Origin of the sequence: Moraxella sp. ZY210820 (assembly GCF_030674635.1) — a bacterium.
Taxonomy (GTDB): domain Bacteria; phylum Pseudomonadota; class Gammaproteobacteria; order Pseudomonadales; family Moraxellaceae; genus Acinetobacter.
The window spans coordinates 302,039-318,793 of the sequence record NZ_CP089978.1; the positions used below are offsets into that span (position 1 = coordinate 302,039).

Below are 16,755 nucleotides of genomic sequence, written 5' to 3' on the forward strand. Positions count from 1 at the left end.
GATTTTATGCTACAATTTTACTAAATTATTTGCCTACTTGTTTTTATTATGAAAGAAATTATTTTATTCTCATTTTTAGGGCCTGACCAAGCAGGACAATTTACACGTTTAATGGAAGTACTCGACCGCCATCAATTAACAATGCTTGATGTGGGACAAGCGGTTATTCATAATCAGCTTACATTAGGAATTTTTGTTGCATCTGACAATCCAACTGCTACAGCATTGGCAATGAAAGATTTTCTCATGTTGGCTCAAGAAATTAATTTAACCGTGCGTTTTAAACCAATTTCACAAGAAGAATATGAACAATGGTCGCAAAGTGGTGGCGAGGCTCGTTATATCGTAACAGCACTTGCTCCAGAGTTAAAACCATCAGATTTACAAGCAGTTACCCAAGTGATTGCTGAACATGGTTTGAATATTGAAACGGTTACTCGTTTATCAGGACGACAATCACTCAATCCAAGTCAAAATGACATGAAGCGTTCGTGTATTCAATTTAGCTTGAATGGTACTTTGATGGACGACCAAATCATGCGTGAAGCGTGTTTGAAATTGTCTAATGAATTGCAAATTGATGTCGCCGTGCAAGTCAATAATCCATATCGCCGTAACCGCCGTTTGGTGTGTTTTGATATGGATTCTACCTTAATTGAACAAGAAGTGATTGATGAATTAGCTAAAGAAGCAGGTGTTGGACATCAAGTGGCAGAAATTACTGAGCGTGCAATGCAAGGCGAGTTAGATTTCCAAAGTAGTTTTAAAGCTCGTGTTGCTTTATTAAAAGGTTTAGATGCGAGTGTCTTACCAAAAATTGCTGAACGTTTAACCATTACTGAAGGGGCGGAACGTCTGATTTCTACTCTAAAAGCATTGGGTTATAAAACTGCGATTTTATCAGGTGGATTTCAATATTTTGCCGAATATTTACAACAAAAATTAGGCATTGATGAAGTTCATGCCAATATTTTAGATGTGGAAAATGGTATTGTTACAGGCGAAGTGTCTGGTGTGATTGTTGATGGTGCAAGAAAAGCTGAGCTTTTACGCCAAATCGCTGATAATATGGGCATTTCTCTACAACAAACTATTGCGGTGGGCGATGGAGCAAATGATTTACCGATGTTATCTATTGCGGGTTTAGGCGTAGCATTCCGTGCAAAACCAATGGTTCGTGAAAATGCGAATCAAAATATTTCGAGTGTGGGCTTAGATGGTGTACTCTATTTATTAGGTGTGCATGATAAAGATTTATATCGGGCGTGATGGTAGCTTAAGCTACCATTTTTAAATAGTTTTTTGGAGTAGAATTATGAAAATTGAAAAAGTTGAGATTAAAGGTTTATTTGGTAAAAAAGATATTTGTTGGGAACTTAATCCACAAGTCAATGTACTTGTTGGAGCGAATGGAAGTGGGAAATCGACGATTTTATCTCTTTTATATGATATGCTATTAACAAAAAGTTTAAGAAACAATATAGATTTATTTGACTCTTCTAAGATATATTTTAGTGATAGTTCAGTAAGAATATTTGATTCAATCTCACCTAATGAATTATCTCAATTTGAGAATAATATTTCATCAGATTTGAGAGTGTTATTACAGATAGTATCTATTAAGAGTGTTTTATCTTTAAATGAAGTTAATAGTTTAGATAATGAAAATAAATTAAATATTAAAGTAATTTTAGGAAAGGATACAGATAAATTATATATTGATTTAATTGAAGCCAATCTGACGAATTCTAATGCAAATCATATTATTCAAAAAAGCAATCAAGAAAAAACCAATGCTTTAGATATGGAGATTCGTGAAACAATTTATGAATTTAATAAAATTAAAACAGATGAGTTGATTGAGCGTTTGTTATCTAGTTTTAATTTATTTTTTAATCAAATTGGTAAACAAGTCAGTTATGAAAATAATGAGTTAGTTTATACAGATATAGACTTACAAAAAAAGTTAAATTATTCTCATTTGTCATCAGGTGAACGCCAGTTGATTTATATTTTATTGCGTGTGGTTTTAAGTAATGCTGATAAAAATAAAACAGCAATTATTTTGATGGACGAGCCTGAAATCTCTTTACATTTAGATTGGCAAGAGCATTTTATTAAACAACTTACGATTTTAAATCCTGATGCTCAATTTATTATTGTTACGCATAGTCCTGCTTTAATCATGAATGGTTGGAATGATGTCTATACAGATATGGAGGAAATTACCACATGGCTATGATGGGACGTGATGACTATACCAAAGCATATAGTATCATGAAAAGCCGAAAGCAAAAAACTTTAGGTGTAATTTATATTGAAGATATTACTGATAAACAGTTTTGGCAAAATATTGCTGTACATCATGAAGTGAAATTGTATTCTGATGCTGGAAAAACGATTACAGGAAAATCTAAATTATTACAGATTTGTAGTGCGAATCAACTGATTGCTATTGATAGTGATTTTGATGTATTGTGTCCTAATCATCGTGATGAAAGTATTTTATTATCCGAGAAACAACAGTATATTTTACAGACTTATGCTCATGGTCGAGAAAATATTACTTTTTCACCGAATTATTTACATCAAATATTAGAAAATAAATTTAAACTTTATATTGATAATCATCCCAATCCCATTTTATCTATTTTTGAGAAACTATCTGAGATTTGGTTTGAGTCATATCAGAAGTTTTTATTTTTACACAATCAAAAAAACACCAATTTTACACATGATGATTGGATAAAAGCAATTTCATTGCAAAATCAAGAAAGTAAAATGATTGCTTTAAGTCAAGATTTTTCAGCATATCAAGAGAGAATGTTAGTTTTAAATCAAAAACTGAATCAATATATTGAAAATCAGAATGATTTTATGATGTTTTGTGAACATCTAGTGGAAAAAGGTTTTATTCAAAATAATGTTTGGGCTTTTATTCGTTGTCATGATTTTGAAAATAAATTTGTTGAGCCGATTTTAAAAGAAATTATAAAAGTAAGACAAAATAAAGAATTAGGTGATGTGGAAAAACAATATTCACCAAATGAAATTAGTAGCCGAAAACAAGAAATAGCTAATTATTTTAAAGAAATAAACTCACTAAAAACCGTATTATATCATTATTTTTATGATGTTTATTTCCCAAATCTTAAACATAACGACTATTTTTTACAAAAAATAGCAGCAGATTATCAGAGAGTTATTGCATAAAATGACACAACTCTCTCAACTCAAAGGTATTGGCAAAAATACATTGGCTCAACTGGAAAAGTTGCAGATTTTTACGCTTGATGATTTATTATTCCATTTACCAAGAGATTATGAAGACCGTAGTACCATTATTCCAATTTATCAATTACAAGCTGGGCGGAGCTATTTAATTCAAGGGATTGTTAAATCGAGTGAATTTAGTCAAGGTAAACGTCAGTCTTTAGCAATTACACTTGATGATGGGAGCGGGAAAGTTACTTTACGCTTTTATCATTTTTATAAAACCATGATAGAGCGTATGGCTGTGGGTAAGGTTTTACGAGTTTTTGGTGAAGCTCGATTGGGTGTGCGTGGTATTGAATTTTATCACCCAGAAGTTGAGCAAATCAGTCAAACTACACCTTTACCAAAAACTCAACTGACAGCAATTTACCCAAGTACAGATGGTTTAACTCAAAAAAAATTAAGAGAATTGATTCAACAAGCTATTGAAAATACTGATGATTTAGTAGAGTTGTTACCAGCACATTTGACCAATGGTTATGATTTAAAACAAGCCTTAGTTTATATTCATCAACCACCAAAAACAGCAAATATGCAACAATTATTGCAAGGTTCACACCCTGCACAGCAACGTTTAATTTTTGAAGAATTGGTCGCACATCAAGTGAGTTTATTGCAACGCCGTCAATATATTCAACATATTCAAGCACCTACATTTACAGAAAGTCAGTCATTAAAACAACAATTATTAGAACGTTTACCGTATAAAATCACCAATGCACAACAACGAGTTTCTATGGAAATTGCTCAAGATATGGCAAAGAATGTTCCAATGTTACGCTTGGTACAGGGTGATGTAGGTGCAGGTAAAACTTTAGTGGCAGGTCTTGCATCATGTCATGTATTGGAGCAAGGGTGGCAAGTCGCATTGATGGCACCTACTGAAATTTTGGCAGAGCAACATTACCTGAATTTTAAACAATGGTTTGAACCGTTGGGGATTACTGTAACGTGGTTAGTGGGCAAAATTAAAGGCAAGGCTCGGCAAAAAATATTGGACGATATTCAATCCAATCAAGCACAAATGATTATCGGTACGCACGCTTTATTTCAAGAACAGGTACAATTCGCCCAACTGGGTTTGGTGATGATTGATGAACAACATCGTTTTGGTGTGGAGCAACGCTTGGCATTACGCAATAAAAATCAAAAAGTTATGCCACATCAATTAGCATTGAGTGCAACCCCCATTCCACGCAGTTTGGCCATGAATTTATATGGTGATTTAGATAGTTCCATCATTGATGAGTTACCACCCAATCGTACACCTATTCAAACAGTAACTGTTGCAATTGACCGCCGTGAAGAAGTGTTACAACGTGTGATTAAAAATTGTATGGAAGATAAACAGGCCTATTGGGTGTGTACATTAGTTGAACAATCTGAAAGTTTAGATGCACAAGCTGCCGAAGTATTTTATCAAGAGGTACAACAACGTTTTCCACATGTAAATGTTGGATTGATACACGGTAAAATGAAAGCAGATGAAAAACAATCAGTGATGATGGCATTTAAAAATAATGAATTACAATTATTAATTGCTACTACAGTGATAGAGGTGGGTGTTGATGTTCCTAATGCGTCTATTATGATTATTGAAAATGCGGAACGTTTAGGTTTATCACAATTACATCAATTAAGAGGACGAGTAGGACGTGGAGCAAAGGCAAGTTTTTGTGTATTAATGTATAAAAATCCATTATCACAAAATGGACAAGAACGTTTGAATATTTTACGAGAAAGCCATGATGGTTTTGTCATTGCAGAGAAAGATTTGGAATTGCGTGGTGCGGGTGAATTATTAGGCACACAACAAACAGGTGATATGGGGTTTCGTGTGGCAAATTTACAGCGTGATGAACATTTACTGGAGCAAGCCCATCAAACAGCTTATATTTTAATAGAACAATATCCACAAAATGCAGAACAATTGGTCAAACGTTGGCTTCCAAATGCAACAAGATATGCTTATGTCTAATTTATCACGTTCAAAAATCCGCTTTAAGCCTTTATATCATACTTGGCGAGATTATTTACAGCGTTTTTTACCCTGTGTTGCTTGTCAAATGGACAATTCAATATACGCAGGTTTATGTGAAGATTGCTGGCAACAACTACCTTGGGCATTGACTGAAGTGCAACGTCATGAATTAAATGTACAAATTGCCTGTTATTATGACTATCCACTCAATCAAATGATTTTACAATATAAATATCATCATCAATTACTCTATGCACCATTATTTGCCCAGTTGATATTACAATTAAAATTACCCAAAGTACAAGCTGTGGTTGCCATGCCCATTTCTGAACAGCGTCTTGCTGAACGTGGTTTTAATCAAGCCTTAGAAATTGCTAAAATTGTGGCAAAAGCCTTAAATATACCCATTTGGCAACCAATTCAACGAGCTAGTGCAGGACGGCAAAAGGGTTTAAGTCGTGTAGAGCGTTTAGAAAATATCGATGAACAATTTATGATTCAAGATAAAATAGGTAAAATTTATCGTAATATTCTAATTATTGATGATGTTGTTACCACAGGAGCATCATTATCAGCTTTAAGTAAAGCACTTGAACCGTTAAAGATTGAAAAAATCAGTTATGCGTGTGTCGCAGGTGCAAGATAATAGTATTGTTTTTAAATTGTGTTACAATATAGAAAAATGCAAAATAGAGTAGGTAAAACATGGCACATTATTTAGTTTATTTTGGCTCAAAAGTTGAAGAGCATAATTTTGATAGCCTTGAGTCGGCAAAAGCCTATGTTGAACATCGCCGTGAGCCAGAGCAACGCCAAATTAAAATTCGAGAATTTGAATATCCTTATTTAACTTTTTATTCCCAATGGAAAATTCAATTAGATGGACATGGTGAATGGACATTATGGCGTAAAGTAAACCCTGATTATATTTAATACAATCACATTATTTTAAATGTAGTGTAACTGATTGATTTTCTGTAAGGGCAAAATATTTTTGCCTATCTTGATTTTAATTTATCAAATATTATCAACATTTATAAAGTTTATAGGTTTATCATGTCAAAAAATAAGCGAAAAGCTCAAACACAAGCCAGTTATCCTTTTTGGAAACATATTAGAGTGGTTATTTTATTGATTATTTTAGTTGCTGTCGCACTAAATGCATGGAGAGATAATAATCAAAATTGGGATAAACCGATTGTTGTGATGTTACACCCTGTAAATGTTGATGGCTCGCTAGAAGTGCAACAATATATCCAAAAATTAACTAGTGATGATTTTAAAGATGCACAACAATATTTAGTAGAAAATAGTCAAAAATACCGTAATCGTCCTAGTGCGATTTATATTCAATATGGACGTGAAATGATGCAAAAACCGCCTGCCGTGCCGAGTGGTGGTGGTATTATAGATATTATGCTGTGGAGTTTAAAATTCCGTTATTATGCATGGAAATATGAACTTGATGAAGATAAAAGCCCAACCGTAACGCTTTATCTCAATTATTATAATCCTAAAACACATAAAGTGGTTAAACATTCAACAGCATTAGAAAATGGGCGAATTGGTATCGTTAATTTATTTGCTGATATGAAACATCATGGTTCAAATAAAGTGATTATTGTGCATGAATTATTGCACGCTTTTGGTGCAACTGATAAATATGATTTGAGAACAGGACAGCCTTTAGACCCTATTGGCTTGGCTGAGCCGAATAAAAATCCTAAATACCCACAAAGTTTTGCGGAAATTATGGGTGGATATGTGGCAACATCACCGAGTCAAAGGCATACACCAAATAGCTTAGCAGAGACGGTTATCAACCCACAAACTGCCCAAGAAATTGGCTGGTTAAATAAATGATGATATTTTAAACAATATTGTACGCTATGGCTTACATCATTTTCAGTCAAAAACGGCTAGTGATGATTGATATTATTTTTTTATAATACAACCATCAACAAGGAAATTGACATGATGTCAAACTTTTGGATAAAAGTTGTTGAACAGAATGGACGAATTTCATAGATGAACTTTAGATAATGGACTGTCCGCCAACCCTCCGACAAGAAGCCCGTATATTAATGGAACAATATACGGGTTTTTTTGCATTTATCATTTTTTACTTGTATCTGTACAATTTTTGCAGTATGCTTATCATTTGCATTAACAGCCATCATAATATGGTTAAGAGAAAGGAACATTTGATATGAACAGTCAAAACCCGATTTTAAATCGTGTTGAAATGTATGCAACACCGCAAGACCCAATGACGATTGGTGGTGCAATTCAGAAGAGCGTAATTTTAACAAGTGTGGCATCAGCATTTGCTGTAGCATTATTTTTCTTTTTTGCTTTAACGGGTAATGCAGGTGCGGCTGGTTTAGCGAGTATTATTGGTATTGTTGTCAGTTTTATTCTGGCATTAGTGGTAACGTTTAAACCACAATATGCACCAACTTTAGGTATTCCTTATGCTTTATTTGAAGGGTGCTTTTTAGCAGGTGTATCTTATTATTATCAAGCAAAATTTCCTGGCGTGCCGATGATGGCATTGTTGGCGACAGTAGTAACTGCTGGTGTGATGTTAGCTTTATATAAAGCTCGTATTATTCGTGCAACTGAAAAATTTAAATCTGTTGTGATTTCAGCAACCATTGCAATAGCCATTGTATTTGTATTACAAATTATTTTAAGTTTAATATTCTCAAGCTCTATTCCGGGTTTATTTGAAAATACATGGTTAGGGATTGGTTTTGCAGCATTTGTAGCGATTATTGCATCATTAAATTTAATCTTAGATTTTGATTTAGTGGAAAATTTTGCTGCTCAATCTGCACCAAAATATACAGAATGGTTATGTGGTATTAGTATTTTAGCGACTTTAGTGTGGATGTATGTTTCATTCTTACGTTTAATTGGCTTTTTAAGTAGTGATGATTAAATCGTTCATAGCTGAGAATAAAAAACTGAACCGATGTGTTCAGTTTTTTTATGTATAATTGCTTTAAATGATGAAAAAAATTGTGTTTTCTACAAAAAAGATATTGAGAAACAGATGGCGATGGTTCATAATTTAGTATGATTTTGATTGTTCATCATTTTGATGATTATTTAGTTAAAAAGACATATTTCCTGTTTAAATTAAAAGCATTTTAGGCTAAATAGGAATGTGGGGATAGGTAAAAATGACTCAGCACACACCAAATATTCAAGGTTCTATTGTTGCCATTGTAACGCCAATGTTAGAAGATGGTGGTGTAGACTGGAAAGCACTTGAAGATTTAGTCGAATGGCATATTGAACAAGGAACACATAGTATTGTTGCGGTGGGTACAACAGGTGAAGCATCGACCTTGAGTATGGAAGAACATACTCAAGTGATTAAAGAAATTATTCGTGTGGCAAATAAACGTATTCCAATTATTGCAGGTACGGGTGCAAATTCAACGCATGAAGCGATTGAATTAACTCAAGCAGCTAAGGATTTAGGTGCAGATGCGTGTTTATTGGTAACACCTTATTATAATAAGCCAACGCAAGAAGGTTTATATCAACATTATAAAACGATTGCTGAAGCGGTAGATATTCCACAAATTTTATATAATGTGCCGGGGCGTACAGGGGTCGATATGTCAAATGATACAGTTGTACGTTTGGCTGATGTTAAAAATATTGTTGGAATTAAAGATGCAACAGGCGATATTCCACGTGGAACAGAACTCATTCAACGTTTAAATGGTAAAATTGCGGTTTATTCTGGCGATGATGCAACCGCTTGGCAACTGATTTTGGCAGGGGCGAAAGGTAATATCTCGGTAACAGCTAATGTTGCACCCAAAGTGATGAGCCAAGTATGTGAATTTGCATTAGCAGGAAATCAAGCGGAAGCAGAACAAAGCAATGCCAAAGTCGCACATTTACATGAGATTTTATTCTGTGAATCGAACCCAATTCCTGTAAAATGGGCTTTATATGAAATGAAACGTATTGATGTGGGCATTCGTTTACCTTTAACACCACTTGCAACACAATTCCGTGAGCCAATTCGCCAAGCCTTACAACAAGCGGAGATTATCTAAGTGATGATGAAAAAAACAACATTAATCATGCTTAGCTTAGTCAGTTTGAGTCTGGCTGGTTGTAGCATGATGGGCATTGATAACCGCTCTTTAGAATATAAAAATGCGAAAACATTAAAACCATTAGAAGTGCCTTATGGTATGCAAATGCGTGAAGAAACCGCATTATATCCTTCACCTGTTATTGAAGAACATGCGTTAAACAATGCACCACGTTATGAAAATCGTCGTGGTAATCGTTATGAATTGCCACGTCCTGCTCTAGGTGCAAGCATGTCAATGAATACCATTCAGTTGCAAAATTTACGCCCACATATGATTTATGATGGTAATAAAAATCCATTATTACAAATTGCTGGTGATACGGAGCAAATTTGGCGTTATGTGGTGGCAACAGCAAGCAGTTTAAATTATAAACTGACCTCTGAAGATAAAACGTCAGCAGTTTTAGAAAAAGATGGCAAACAATATCTGTTATATTTAAGTCAAATTGGTGCGACACACGTTTTGGCATTATATGATGAAACAGGAAGTTTTGCTTCAAAAGAAATTGCAACTGAAATTCTTACACAAATTTATCAAAATTGGCCTGTTTAAATCATAAACAGAAATGATATTTAAAGGTTTATCCATGCAAAAACAAGAGTTACTCTATACTGGTAAAGCAAAATCAGTTTATACCACAGAAAATCCAGATTTATTGGTTTTAGTTTTCCGTGATGATGCGTCAGCATTTAACGGTGAAAAAATTGCTCAACTTGAGCGTAAAGGTAAAGTAAATAATCGCTTTAATGCATTTATTATGCAAAAATTGGCTGAAGCGGGTATTGAAACACATTTTGAGCAATTATTAACACCAACTGAAGTATTGGTTAAGAAATTAGACATGATTCCTGTAGAATGTGTGATTCGTAACTATACAGCAGGTAGTTTATGTCGCCGTTTAGGTTTGGAAGAAGGTTTACCATTAACACCACCGACTTTTGAATTATTCTTTAAAGATGATGCATTAGGCGACCCAATGGTTAATGAAAGCCAATCAGTTGCATTAGGTTGGGCAACTGAACAGCAACTTGCAGAAATGAAACGTCTAACTTACAAAGTAAATGAAGTATTAAGTGAATTGTTTGCACAAGGTAATATGATTTTAGTGGACTTTAAACTTGAATTTGGCGTGTTTAAAGACCGTATTGTGTTAGGTGATGAATTTTCTCCAGATGGTTGCCGTTTGTGGGATAAAGACACTAAGAAAAAATTAGATAAAGACCGTTTCCGTCAAGGTTTAGGCGATGTAGTTGAAGCTTATGAAGAAGTGGCACATCGTTTAGGTGTTGATTTAAGCGATATTTAATGATTTAAAATCATAAAAACTGTACGCAAGTGCAGTTTTTTATGATTGATTTTTTGATGCAAATAGCATGACATTACAACTTTTAGAAACCATTGCCATTGTTGATGGGCAAATCCAAAATTTTGATTATCATCAGCAACGTTATCAGCAGGGTATGCGATTTTTAACGCAATCCAATTCAGATTTTGCTTTATCACACATTATTGTACCAAATGAATTTCAGCGTGGTTTAGTACGTTGTCGTATGCAATATGATGTTTATCAACAGCATATTGAGTTTTTTCACTATCAAACAAGAAATATTCAAACTTATCAAATTGTTATATGTAATGAAATTGATTATAGCTATAAATATACTGACCGTGAAATGATTAATCAACTATTCGCTCAGCGTGGTGGATGTGATGATATTATCATCGTTAAAAATGGCAAAATAACCGATAGTAGCATTGGCAATTTGTTATTTTATAAAAATGGGCAATGGTTTACACCATCAGAACCATTATTGGCAGGCACACAGCGAGCGAAGTTATTAGATTTAGGGCAAATTCAACTGGCTAATATTTATTTCAATCATTTATATCAATTTGAAAAAATGATGATGATTAATGCCTTAAATCCTTTTGATGAACAACGAGCGATTTCAATGCAAATGGTTCAAGGTGTGTGATGATTTACTAGGTGTTATTTTTATATTAATGACCTAGAGTGATTTCATCAAGCAAAATAAAATAATCTGTTATGGTTTTTAGAAAAGATTTTTTCACTAGGTTGATATTATATAATAATAGTGAAAAGTCTAAACTATCATCAGATAAAATAATAAATTTATAATTGGAGTCATATATGATATAGAAATAGGAAAATTGGTTTTGATTTATATTTTCATGAAAATAAAAGTGAGCTACTTTTTTGGCATCATGAATATTGGAGATATTAAATTTTTTGATGATTTCAAATTGGTCTTTTTTTGCATCATAGAAATAGAATAAGATATTGATATTATTGAAATAATTGATAATATATTTAAAGAAATCACTACGCATCACAGCAAAATCTGTAACAGCTAAATAATAACGATTTAAGTGAATATTGGCTATATTAGGGAAATATAATTGTAAACGATGTAATAATTCTGTTTGATTGAGTTGCAAATTTTTCATGTGATACCTTAAATTAAAATAGTTATGAAAAATAAATTATCTAAACTCACGTTTAACATTTTATTTATAGGGCGTATTCTCAAATGGGTCAAATAAAATGTGATGATTATTGTTTTTTGCTTTCTGTATCAATTTAATAATTGATAAAATTTCATCTGAAAAATTAGTGTTTTGTTGATGAAAATAATGAAATTCATCAAGTAATGTGTCTAAATCAGTAATCAATTCATAATCAACCCATGAAACTTCTGAAATTAAAGTGTATTGATGATGAGAGAAATTTACTAAAAGTTGTGCTAAATTTTTAGAAAGGATTTGGTATTCAAGTGATTGAAATGGTTCTTGATTAGACCAAATATGAACAATATACATCGTTTATATTACCATTACACAATTAGTAATAAGTAGATGCCATCTACTTAATCTTTATATTTCAATAAGTTATATTCATTTATTAAACTGCACTCACGTTATCTAATACAATTTTCATATTTGGATAATAGCATATATAAAATTACCTATCAAATGAAAAATTATATGGTATCTTGTAATGAGTACTGATGAAATGATTGATTTGGTGAAGTAAAGTGAGTTCATCATTGCCTAAAAACCGTGAATTATGCTATATTCAACCTAACTAATTTTTATTGATGAGCATATTATGACACGTCAAGTTATCCATACAGAACACGCACCTGCGGCGATTGGTACTTATTCACAAGCAATTTTGGTTAATGATACCATTTATCTATCAGGGCAAATTGGTTTAGACCCTTATACGATGGAATTGGTTGATGGGATTGAAGCACAAATACGCCGTGTATTTGATAACTTAAAAGCAGTTTGTGAAGCAGGCGGTGCAAGTTTAGCTGATATTGCAAAATTAAATATTTTTCTAACAGATTTATCACACTTCCAATTAGTTAATCAAATTATGGGTGAATATTTTGCACAGCCTTATCCTGCTCGTGCCGCTTTGGGTGTAGCAAGTTTACCACGTGGTGCATTAGTGGAAATGGACGGTATTGTGGTACTTAAATAAATTCTACCGTGATATAAACGAGAAGCATTACCGATTAAGTAATGCTTTTTAATTGAAAATAACAATGATAATAATGGATAAATTGAATAAAAATGATTGACAGTTGATAATAATTATCGATAATATTACTTATCTTATTTAATTATCCATTTGGGAGAAAGTATCATGTACGTTTGCTTATGTCGAGGCATTACTGACCAAGATATTAAAAATGCAATGGCTGAAGGAGCGAGCAGTTTCCGTGAAGTGCGTGATTTATTGGATTTAGGCACGTGTTGTGGACGGTGTGCCCCTGAAGCTCGTTCAATTATCAATCAAGAATTGGCAGAAATTGCGAGTCGTTTAGCTGTAGCGGCTTAATGAGATTATCATTTAAAATTGAAATAGTTCATTGATTGACAGGGAAGTTATTTAATAATAATTCACAAATGATAATGCTAATTTATTTTGAATAAAATATACTCTACTTTGTATATTGTTTTCATTTGCAGTTCAAAAAAATACTCGAAAAATATAATAAATTTGGTTAATATAGCAAAATTAACATATCATTTGGAGCTTACCATGCAAGGTAATAAAGAAGTCATTATACAATTAAATCAAGTGCTTTATCATCAACTCACTGCGATTAACCAATATTTTTTACACGCTCGTATGTTTAATGATTGGGGTATTAATGAATTAGGTGAAGCAGATTATAAAGAATCGATTCATCAAATGAAACACGCTGATAAAATCATTGAACGTATTTTATTTTTAAATGGTTTACCAAATTTGCAACATTTAGGTAAATTGTATATTGGTCAGCATACTGAAGAAGTATTACAATGCAACGTGCGTAAGGCTCAAGAAAACATTGAAGCATTACAAAAAGCGATTACTGTGGCTGAACAGCATTTAGATTATGTTACCCGTGAATTGGTACAAAATATTTTAGAAGCTGAAGAAGAATATCATGATTGGGCAAATACACAGCTTGATTTGATTGAAAAAGTAGGTATTCAAAACTATATCCAATCAAATATGGGCGAAGATGAACATTAATTGTTTCATATTGATAGAAAAAAGCACAAATTTAAGATTTGTGCTTTTTTGTGTTTGGGAATAATTTAAGGATAATTACAACACCATTGCTGCAATCCAGCCAAAGATGAGTAATGGAATATTAAAATGGATAAACGTGGGTACAACTGTATCCCAAATATGGTTATGTTGTCCATCAACTGCTAAACCAGATGTTGGTCCAAGTGTTGAATCAGAGGCTGGTGAGCCTGCATCACCCAAAGCTGCTGCCGTACCAATAATGGCAATCGTAGCTAATGGCGAAAAACCAAGTTGGATACATAATGGTACATAAAGCACCGTTAAAATCGGCACTGTACTAAATGATGAGCCAATGCCCAATGTTACCAATAAACCAACCAATAACATCATAAAGGCAGCTAGACCTTTTTGTCCATCAACCATACTAATGATAGCACTGACTAAGGTATCAACGTGTCCTGTTGCTTTCATTACTGCTGCAAAACCTGCTGCTGCAATCATGATAAAGCCGATTAATGCCATCATACGCATACCTTGCATAAAGACATCATCGGACTCTTTCCATTTGAAAATCCCTGAAAATGATAAAATGGCAAAACCGACTAAACCACCTAACGCCATTGAACCAGAAGAGAGACGTACCCATAATGTTGCGATAATTGCAATACCTGCCATTATCATGACTTTAGTGCTAACGTGTGGAATAACAGGCTCTTCGGCTGCAGTTTTACCGTCAAAATGCATGGTTTTTTGTGGTTCAACATCAATATTTTGATAAACACGTGGTTTACGATAGCTAATAAATACTGCAATCAACATACCTAAAAACATACCTGCTACAGGAATTAGCATGGCTTTAGGCATCATGTCTTTACTAACGCTAAAGTTCATGGCTTGTCCTGCCTCGTTGATATTTTTCATGACAATATCTTCAAGGAACATTGCTCCGAAACCTGCTGGAATAAGCATATATGTACCGACCAATCCCATCGTCATAACACAGGCAACAGCACGGCGGTCAAGATTTAATTGATTAATGACTGCTAATAATGGTGGAACTAAAACAGGAATAAACGCAATATGTACTGGAATAACATTTTGCGACATGATAGCAGCAATTAACAATACGCTTAATAAAAAGAATTTGATTTTGCTAGCACTCACGATTTTGGTGCTATCCGATTGTTGATGGAGTTTTTTAACCATGTTATGTGCCAAGATATCAGGTACACCTGATTTGGCGAGTGCAAGTGCAAAAGCACCTAAAATAGCATAAGATAAAGCAATTTCAGCTCCACCGCCCACACCATTATTAAAGGTTTTCATAACGGTTGCGAGGTCTAAACCAGCGACTAAACCGCCAACGACTGCCGCAATGACTAAAGACAATACGACAGAAATACGAGAGAGTGATAAGGCACACATCACAATAATAGCTATGACGACTGCGTTCATAAGTTAATCTTTATAAAAATAGAAAAAAATTAACGTATTGTAACATAATTTTATTGATAAGATAAATCCTATGTCAATTATTCAGACTAATCGTATGAGTGATTTAACTTATTGATTTTATTAAACTATTTAAATTAAAAAATAATATGATTGTGGTCTAAAAAAGTATGCTGAATATTATTTATGATTAATAATTATGTTGTAAATCAATATATTACGCAAATATTTCTAATATTAAATATGAATAGCATACTTTTCCAATCACTACCTTTCATTTATTTCACCCCCGCAATAATCCCACTTACAATAATCAACAACATTCCTATTATAATCAACAGTGAAATCGGCTCATTAAATACAAATATACCAAATAAAGTTGAAAATACCACCACCAAATAACCCAATGCCGCCACCATAAATTTACGTCCGACTTTATACGCATAAGTCATGGCTAATTGTCCGACCATCGCAAAAAAGCCAATACCCAATAAATAAGGCAACATTTCAAAAGTTAAACTTGACCAGCCTTTTATACTACTGGCGATTCCTGCTAAAATAGTCGCCAAAGTGGAAAAATAAAATACAATTCGCCATGACGGCTCGCCCAATAAAGATAATTCTCTTACTTGTAAATAGGCATAACCTGCTATCGCTCCACTGCATAAACCGATTAATGTAGCAAATGCACCATACTGTAAAATACTCGGACGTAAAATAAAAATCACACCAATTAACCCTAATATTAATGAAAACCATGTTAAACGGCTTGGGATTTGTTTTAAAATAATAACTGATAATAAGGCTAAAAATATGGCAGATGTATGATTAAAGGTAATTGCTGTTGCTAAAGGCAAACTCCCTAAACTATAGAAAAACATAAATATGCCCAATGAACCAAACAACGACCGCCAAAAATGTGCCTTAGGATATTGTGTGGTAAAGTCTCGTTTCATTAACCATGCTTGCACACCTAATACAATGCTTGCAAATAATACTCGCCAAAATACCAATTCATATTCATGTAATGCAAATTTTACGCCCGCCATTTTTACTAAAACACTCATCAAAGTAAAACTTAAGGTAGCAAGTACCATCCATAGAGAACCCCAATAAGAGCCTGTTTCGTGGTGTGGTTTAACTAATTTTGATGTCGATGATGATAAAGTCATAGAAAATAAACAATGATAAAAATGCTTTATTATAGGATAAATTATAAGATTTTTTGTTATTAATATCGCCTATCTTTTGGCTATTTATCATCAGGATAAAATGACTGCATCCAGAGCAATCGTATGAGTGATTTAAATGATTGATTTTATGAAATTATTCTTCAAATATTAAAAAATAATAATTTATTAAAA

General features: G+C 33.2%; 19 protein-coding genes. 15 read left to right on the top strand and 4 right to left on the bottom strand.

Annotated elements, in window-relative coordinates; all coding sequences use genetic code 11:
* Positions 1–48 precede the first annotated feature (48 nt).
* The 12 genes from serB (at position 49) to LU301_RS01550 (ending at position 11,360) form a co-directional block, all read left to right on the top strand.
* Positions 49–1,269 carry a phosphoserine phosphatase SerB gene (serB, locus tag LU301_RS01495; RefSeq protein WP_305271858.1) on the top strand — a complete coding sequence of 407 codons (1,221 nt, stop codon included), beginning with the start codon at positions 49–51 and terminating at the stop codon, positions 1,267–1,269.
* Between the two features lie 46 nt (positions 1,270–1,315).
* Positions 1,316–2,242: an AAA family ATPase gene (locus LU301_RS01500; RefSeq protein ID WP_305271860.1), complete on the top strand. Its 927-nt coding sequence runs from the start codon at positions 1,316–1,318 to the stop codon at positions 2,240–2,242.
* A complete protein-coding gene (locus LU301_RS01505) occupies positions 2,233–3,213 on the top strand; it encodes a hypothetical protein (RefSeq protein WP_305271862.1) in 981 nt (326 codons plus the stop codon). The genes LU301_RS01500 and LU301_RS01505 overlap by 10 nt, the downstream gene beginning before the upstream one ends.
* A gap of 1 nt (position 3,214) precedes the next feature.
* Complete coding sequence (gene recG, locus LU301_RS01510) at positions 3,215–5,254, top strand: ATP-dependent DNA helicase RecG (RefSeq protein WP_305271864.1); 2,040 nt, start codon at positions 3,215–3,217, stop codon at positions 5,252–5,254.
* Positions 5,247–5,903 carry a ComF family protein gene (locus LU301_RS01515; protein WP_305271866.1) on the top strand — a complete coding sequence of 219 codons (657 nt, stop codon included), beginning with the start codon at positions 5,247–5,249 and terminating at the stop codon, positions 5,901–5,903. Before recG ends, LU301_RS01515 begins: the two co-directional genes overlap by 8 nt.
* A 59-nt stretch (positions 5,904–5,962) precedes the next feature.
* Entirely contained in the window at positions 5,963–6,190 is a 228-nt protein-coding gene (locus LU301_RS01520) for a hypothetical protein (protein WP_305271868.1), read from the top strand.
* 123 nt (positions 6,191–6,313) lie between these two features.
* Positions 6,314–7,120, top strand: a complete 807-nt coding sequence (locus tag LU301_RS01525) for a hypothetical protein (RefSeq protein WP_305271870.1) — start codon at positions 6,314–6,316, stop codon at positions 7,118–7,120.
* Positions 7,121–7,466: 346 nt separating this feature from the next.
* Positions 7,467–8,201: a Bax inhibitor-1/YccA family protein gene (locus LU301_RS01530; protein WP_305271872.1), complete on the top strand. Its 735-nt coding sequence runs from the start codon at positions 7,467–7,469 to the stop codon at positions 8,199–8,201.
* A gap of 244 nt (positions 8,202–8,445) precedes the next feature.
* Positions 8,446–9,339: a 4-hydroxy-tetrahydrodipicolinate synthase gene (dapA, locus tag LU301_RS01535; RefSeq protein ID WP_305271874.1), complete on the top strand. Its 894-nt coding sequence runs from the start codon at positions 8,446–8,448 to the stop codon at positions 9,337–9,339.
* On the top strand, positions 9,340–9,936 hold the full coding sequence (locus tag LU301_RS01540) for a lipoprotein-34 precursor (NlpB) (protein ID WP_305271876.1): 597 nt from the start codon (positions 9,340–9,342) through the stop codon (positions 9,934–9,936).
* Between the two features lie 34 nt (positions 9,937–9,970).
* Positions 9,971–10,690, top strand: a complete 720-nt coding sequence (gene purC, locus LU301_RS01545; protein ID WP_305271878.1) for a phosphoribosylaminoimidazolesuccinocarboxamide synthase — start codon at positions 9,971–9,973, stop codon at positions 10,688–10,690.
* Between the two features lie 67 nt (positions 10,691–10,757).
* Positions 10,758–11,360 carry an aminotransferase class IV family protein gene (locus tag LU301_RS01550; protein WP_305271880.1) on the top strand — a complete coding sequence of 201 codons (603 nt, stop codon included), beginning with the start codon at positions 10,758–10,760 and terminating at the stop codon, positions 11,358–11,360.
* A 25-nt stretch (positions 11,361–11,385) separates the two neighbouring features.
* Here LU301_RS01550 and LU301_RS01555 read toward each other — a convergent pair whose 3' ends face one another.
* Together LU301_RS01555 and LU301_RS01560 are read right to left on the bottom strand one after the other, a co-directional pair.
* Positions 11,386–11,853, bottom strand: a complete 468-nt coding sequence (locus LU301_RS01555) for a hypothetical protein (protein WP_305271882.1) — start codon at positions 11,851–11,853, stop codon at positions 11,386–11,388.
* A gap of 60 nt (positions 11,854–11,913) precedes the next feature.
* Positions 11,914–12,225: a hypothetical protein gene (locus LU301_RS01560; RefSeq protein ID WP_305271883.1), complete on the bottom strand. Its 312-nt coding sequence runs from the start codon at positions 12,223–12,225 to the stop codon at positions 11,914–11,916.
* A gap of 289 nt (positions 12,226–12,514) precedes the next feature.
* Between LU301_RS01560 and LU301_RS01565 the strand changes: the two genes are divergently transcribed.
* The 3 genes from LU301_RS01565 (at position 12,515) to bfr (ending at position 13,939) form a co-directional block, all read left to right on the top strand.
* Positions 12,515–12,895, top strand: a complete 381-nt coding sequence (locus LU301_RS01565; protein ID WP_305271885.1) for a RidA family protein — start codon at positions 12,515–12,517, stop codon at positions 12,893–12,895.
* Positions 12,896–13,060: 165 nt separating this feature from the next.
* The gene (locus tag LU301_RS01570; RefSeq protein ID WP_305271887.1) at positions 13,061–13,255 is read left to right on the top strand and encodes a bacterioferritin-associated ferredoxin; all 195 of its coding nucleotides are present in this window, start codon (positions 13,061–13,063) and stop codon (positions 13,253–13,255) included.
* Between the two features lie 204 nt (positions 13,256–13,459).
* Positions 13,460–13,939 (top strand): heteropolymeric bacterioferritin subunit Bfr, encoded by a 480-nt coding sequence (bfr, locus tag LU301_RS01575; RefSeq protein ID WP_305271889.1) that lies wholly within the window; start codon positions 13,460–13,462, stop codon positions 13,937–13,939.
* A gap of 75 nt (positions 13,940–14,014) precedes the next feature.
* Here bfr and LU301_RS01580 read toward each other — a convergent pair whose 3' ends face one another.
* Together LU301_RS01580 and LU301_RS01585 are read right to left on the bottom strand one after the other, a co-directional pair.
* A complete protein-coding gene (locus LU301_RS01580; RefSeq protein WP_305271891.1) occupies positions 14,015–15,394 on the bottom strand; it encodes a Na+/H+ antiporter family protein in 1,380 nt (459 codons plus the stop codon).
* A 275-nt stretch (positions 15,395–15,669) separates the two neighbouring features.
* Positions 15,670–16,563: a DMT family transporter gene (locus LU301_RS01585; protein ID WP_305271893.1), complete on the bottom strand. Its 894-nt coding sequence runs from the start codon at positions 16,561–16,563 to the stop codon at positions 15,670–15,672.
* Positions 16,564–16,755: the final 192 nt, after the last annotated feature.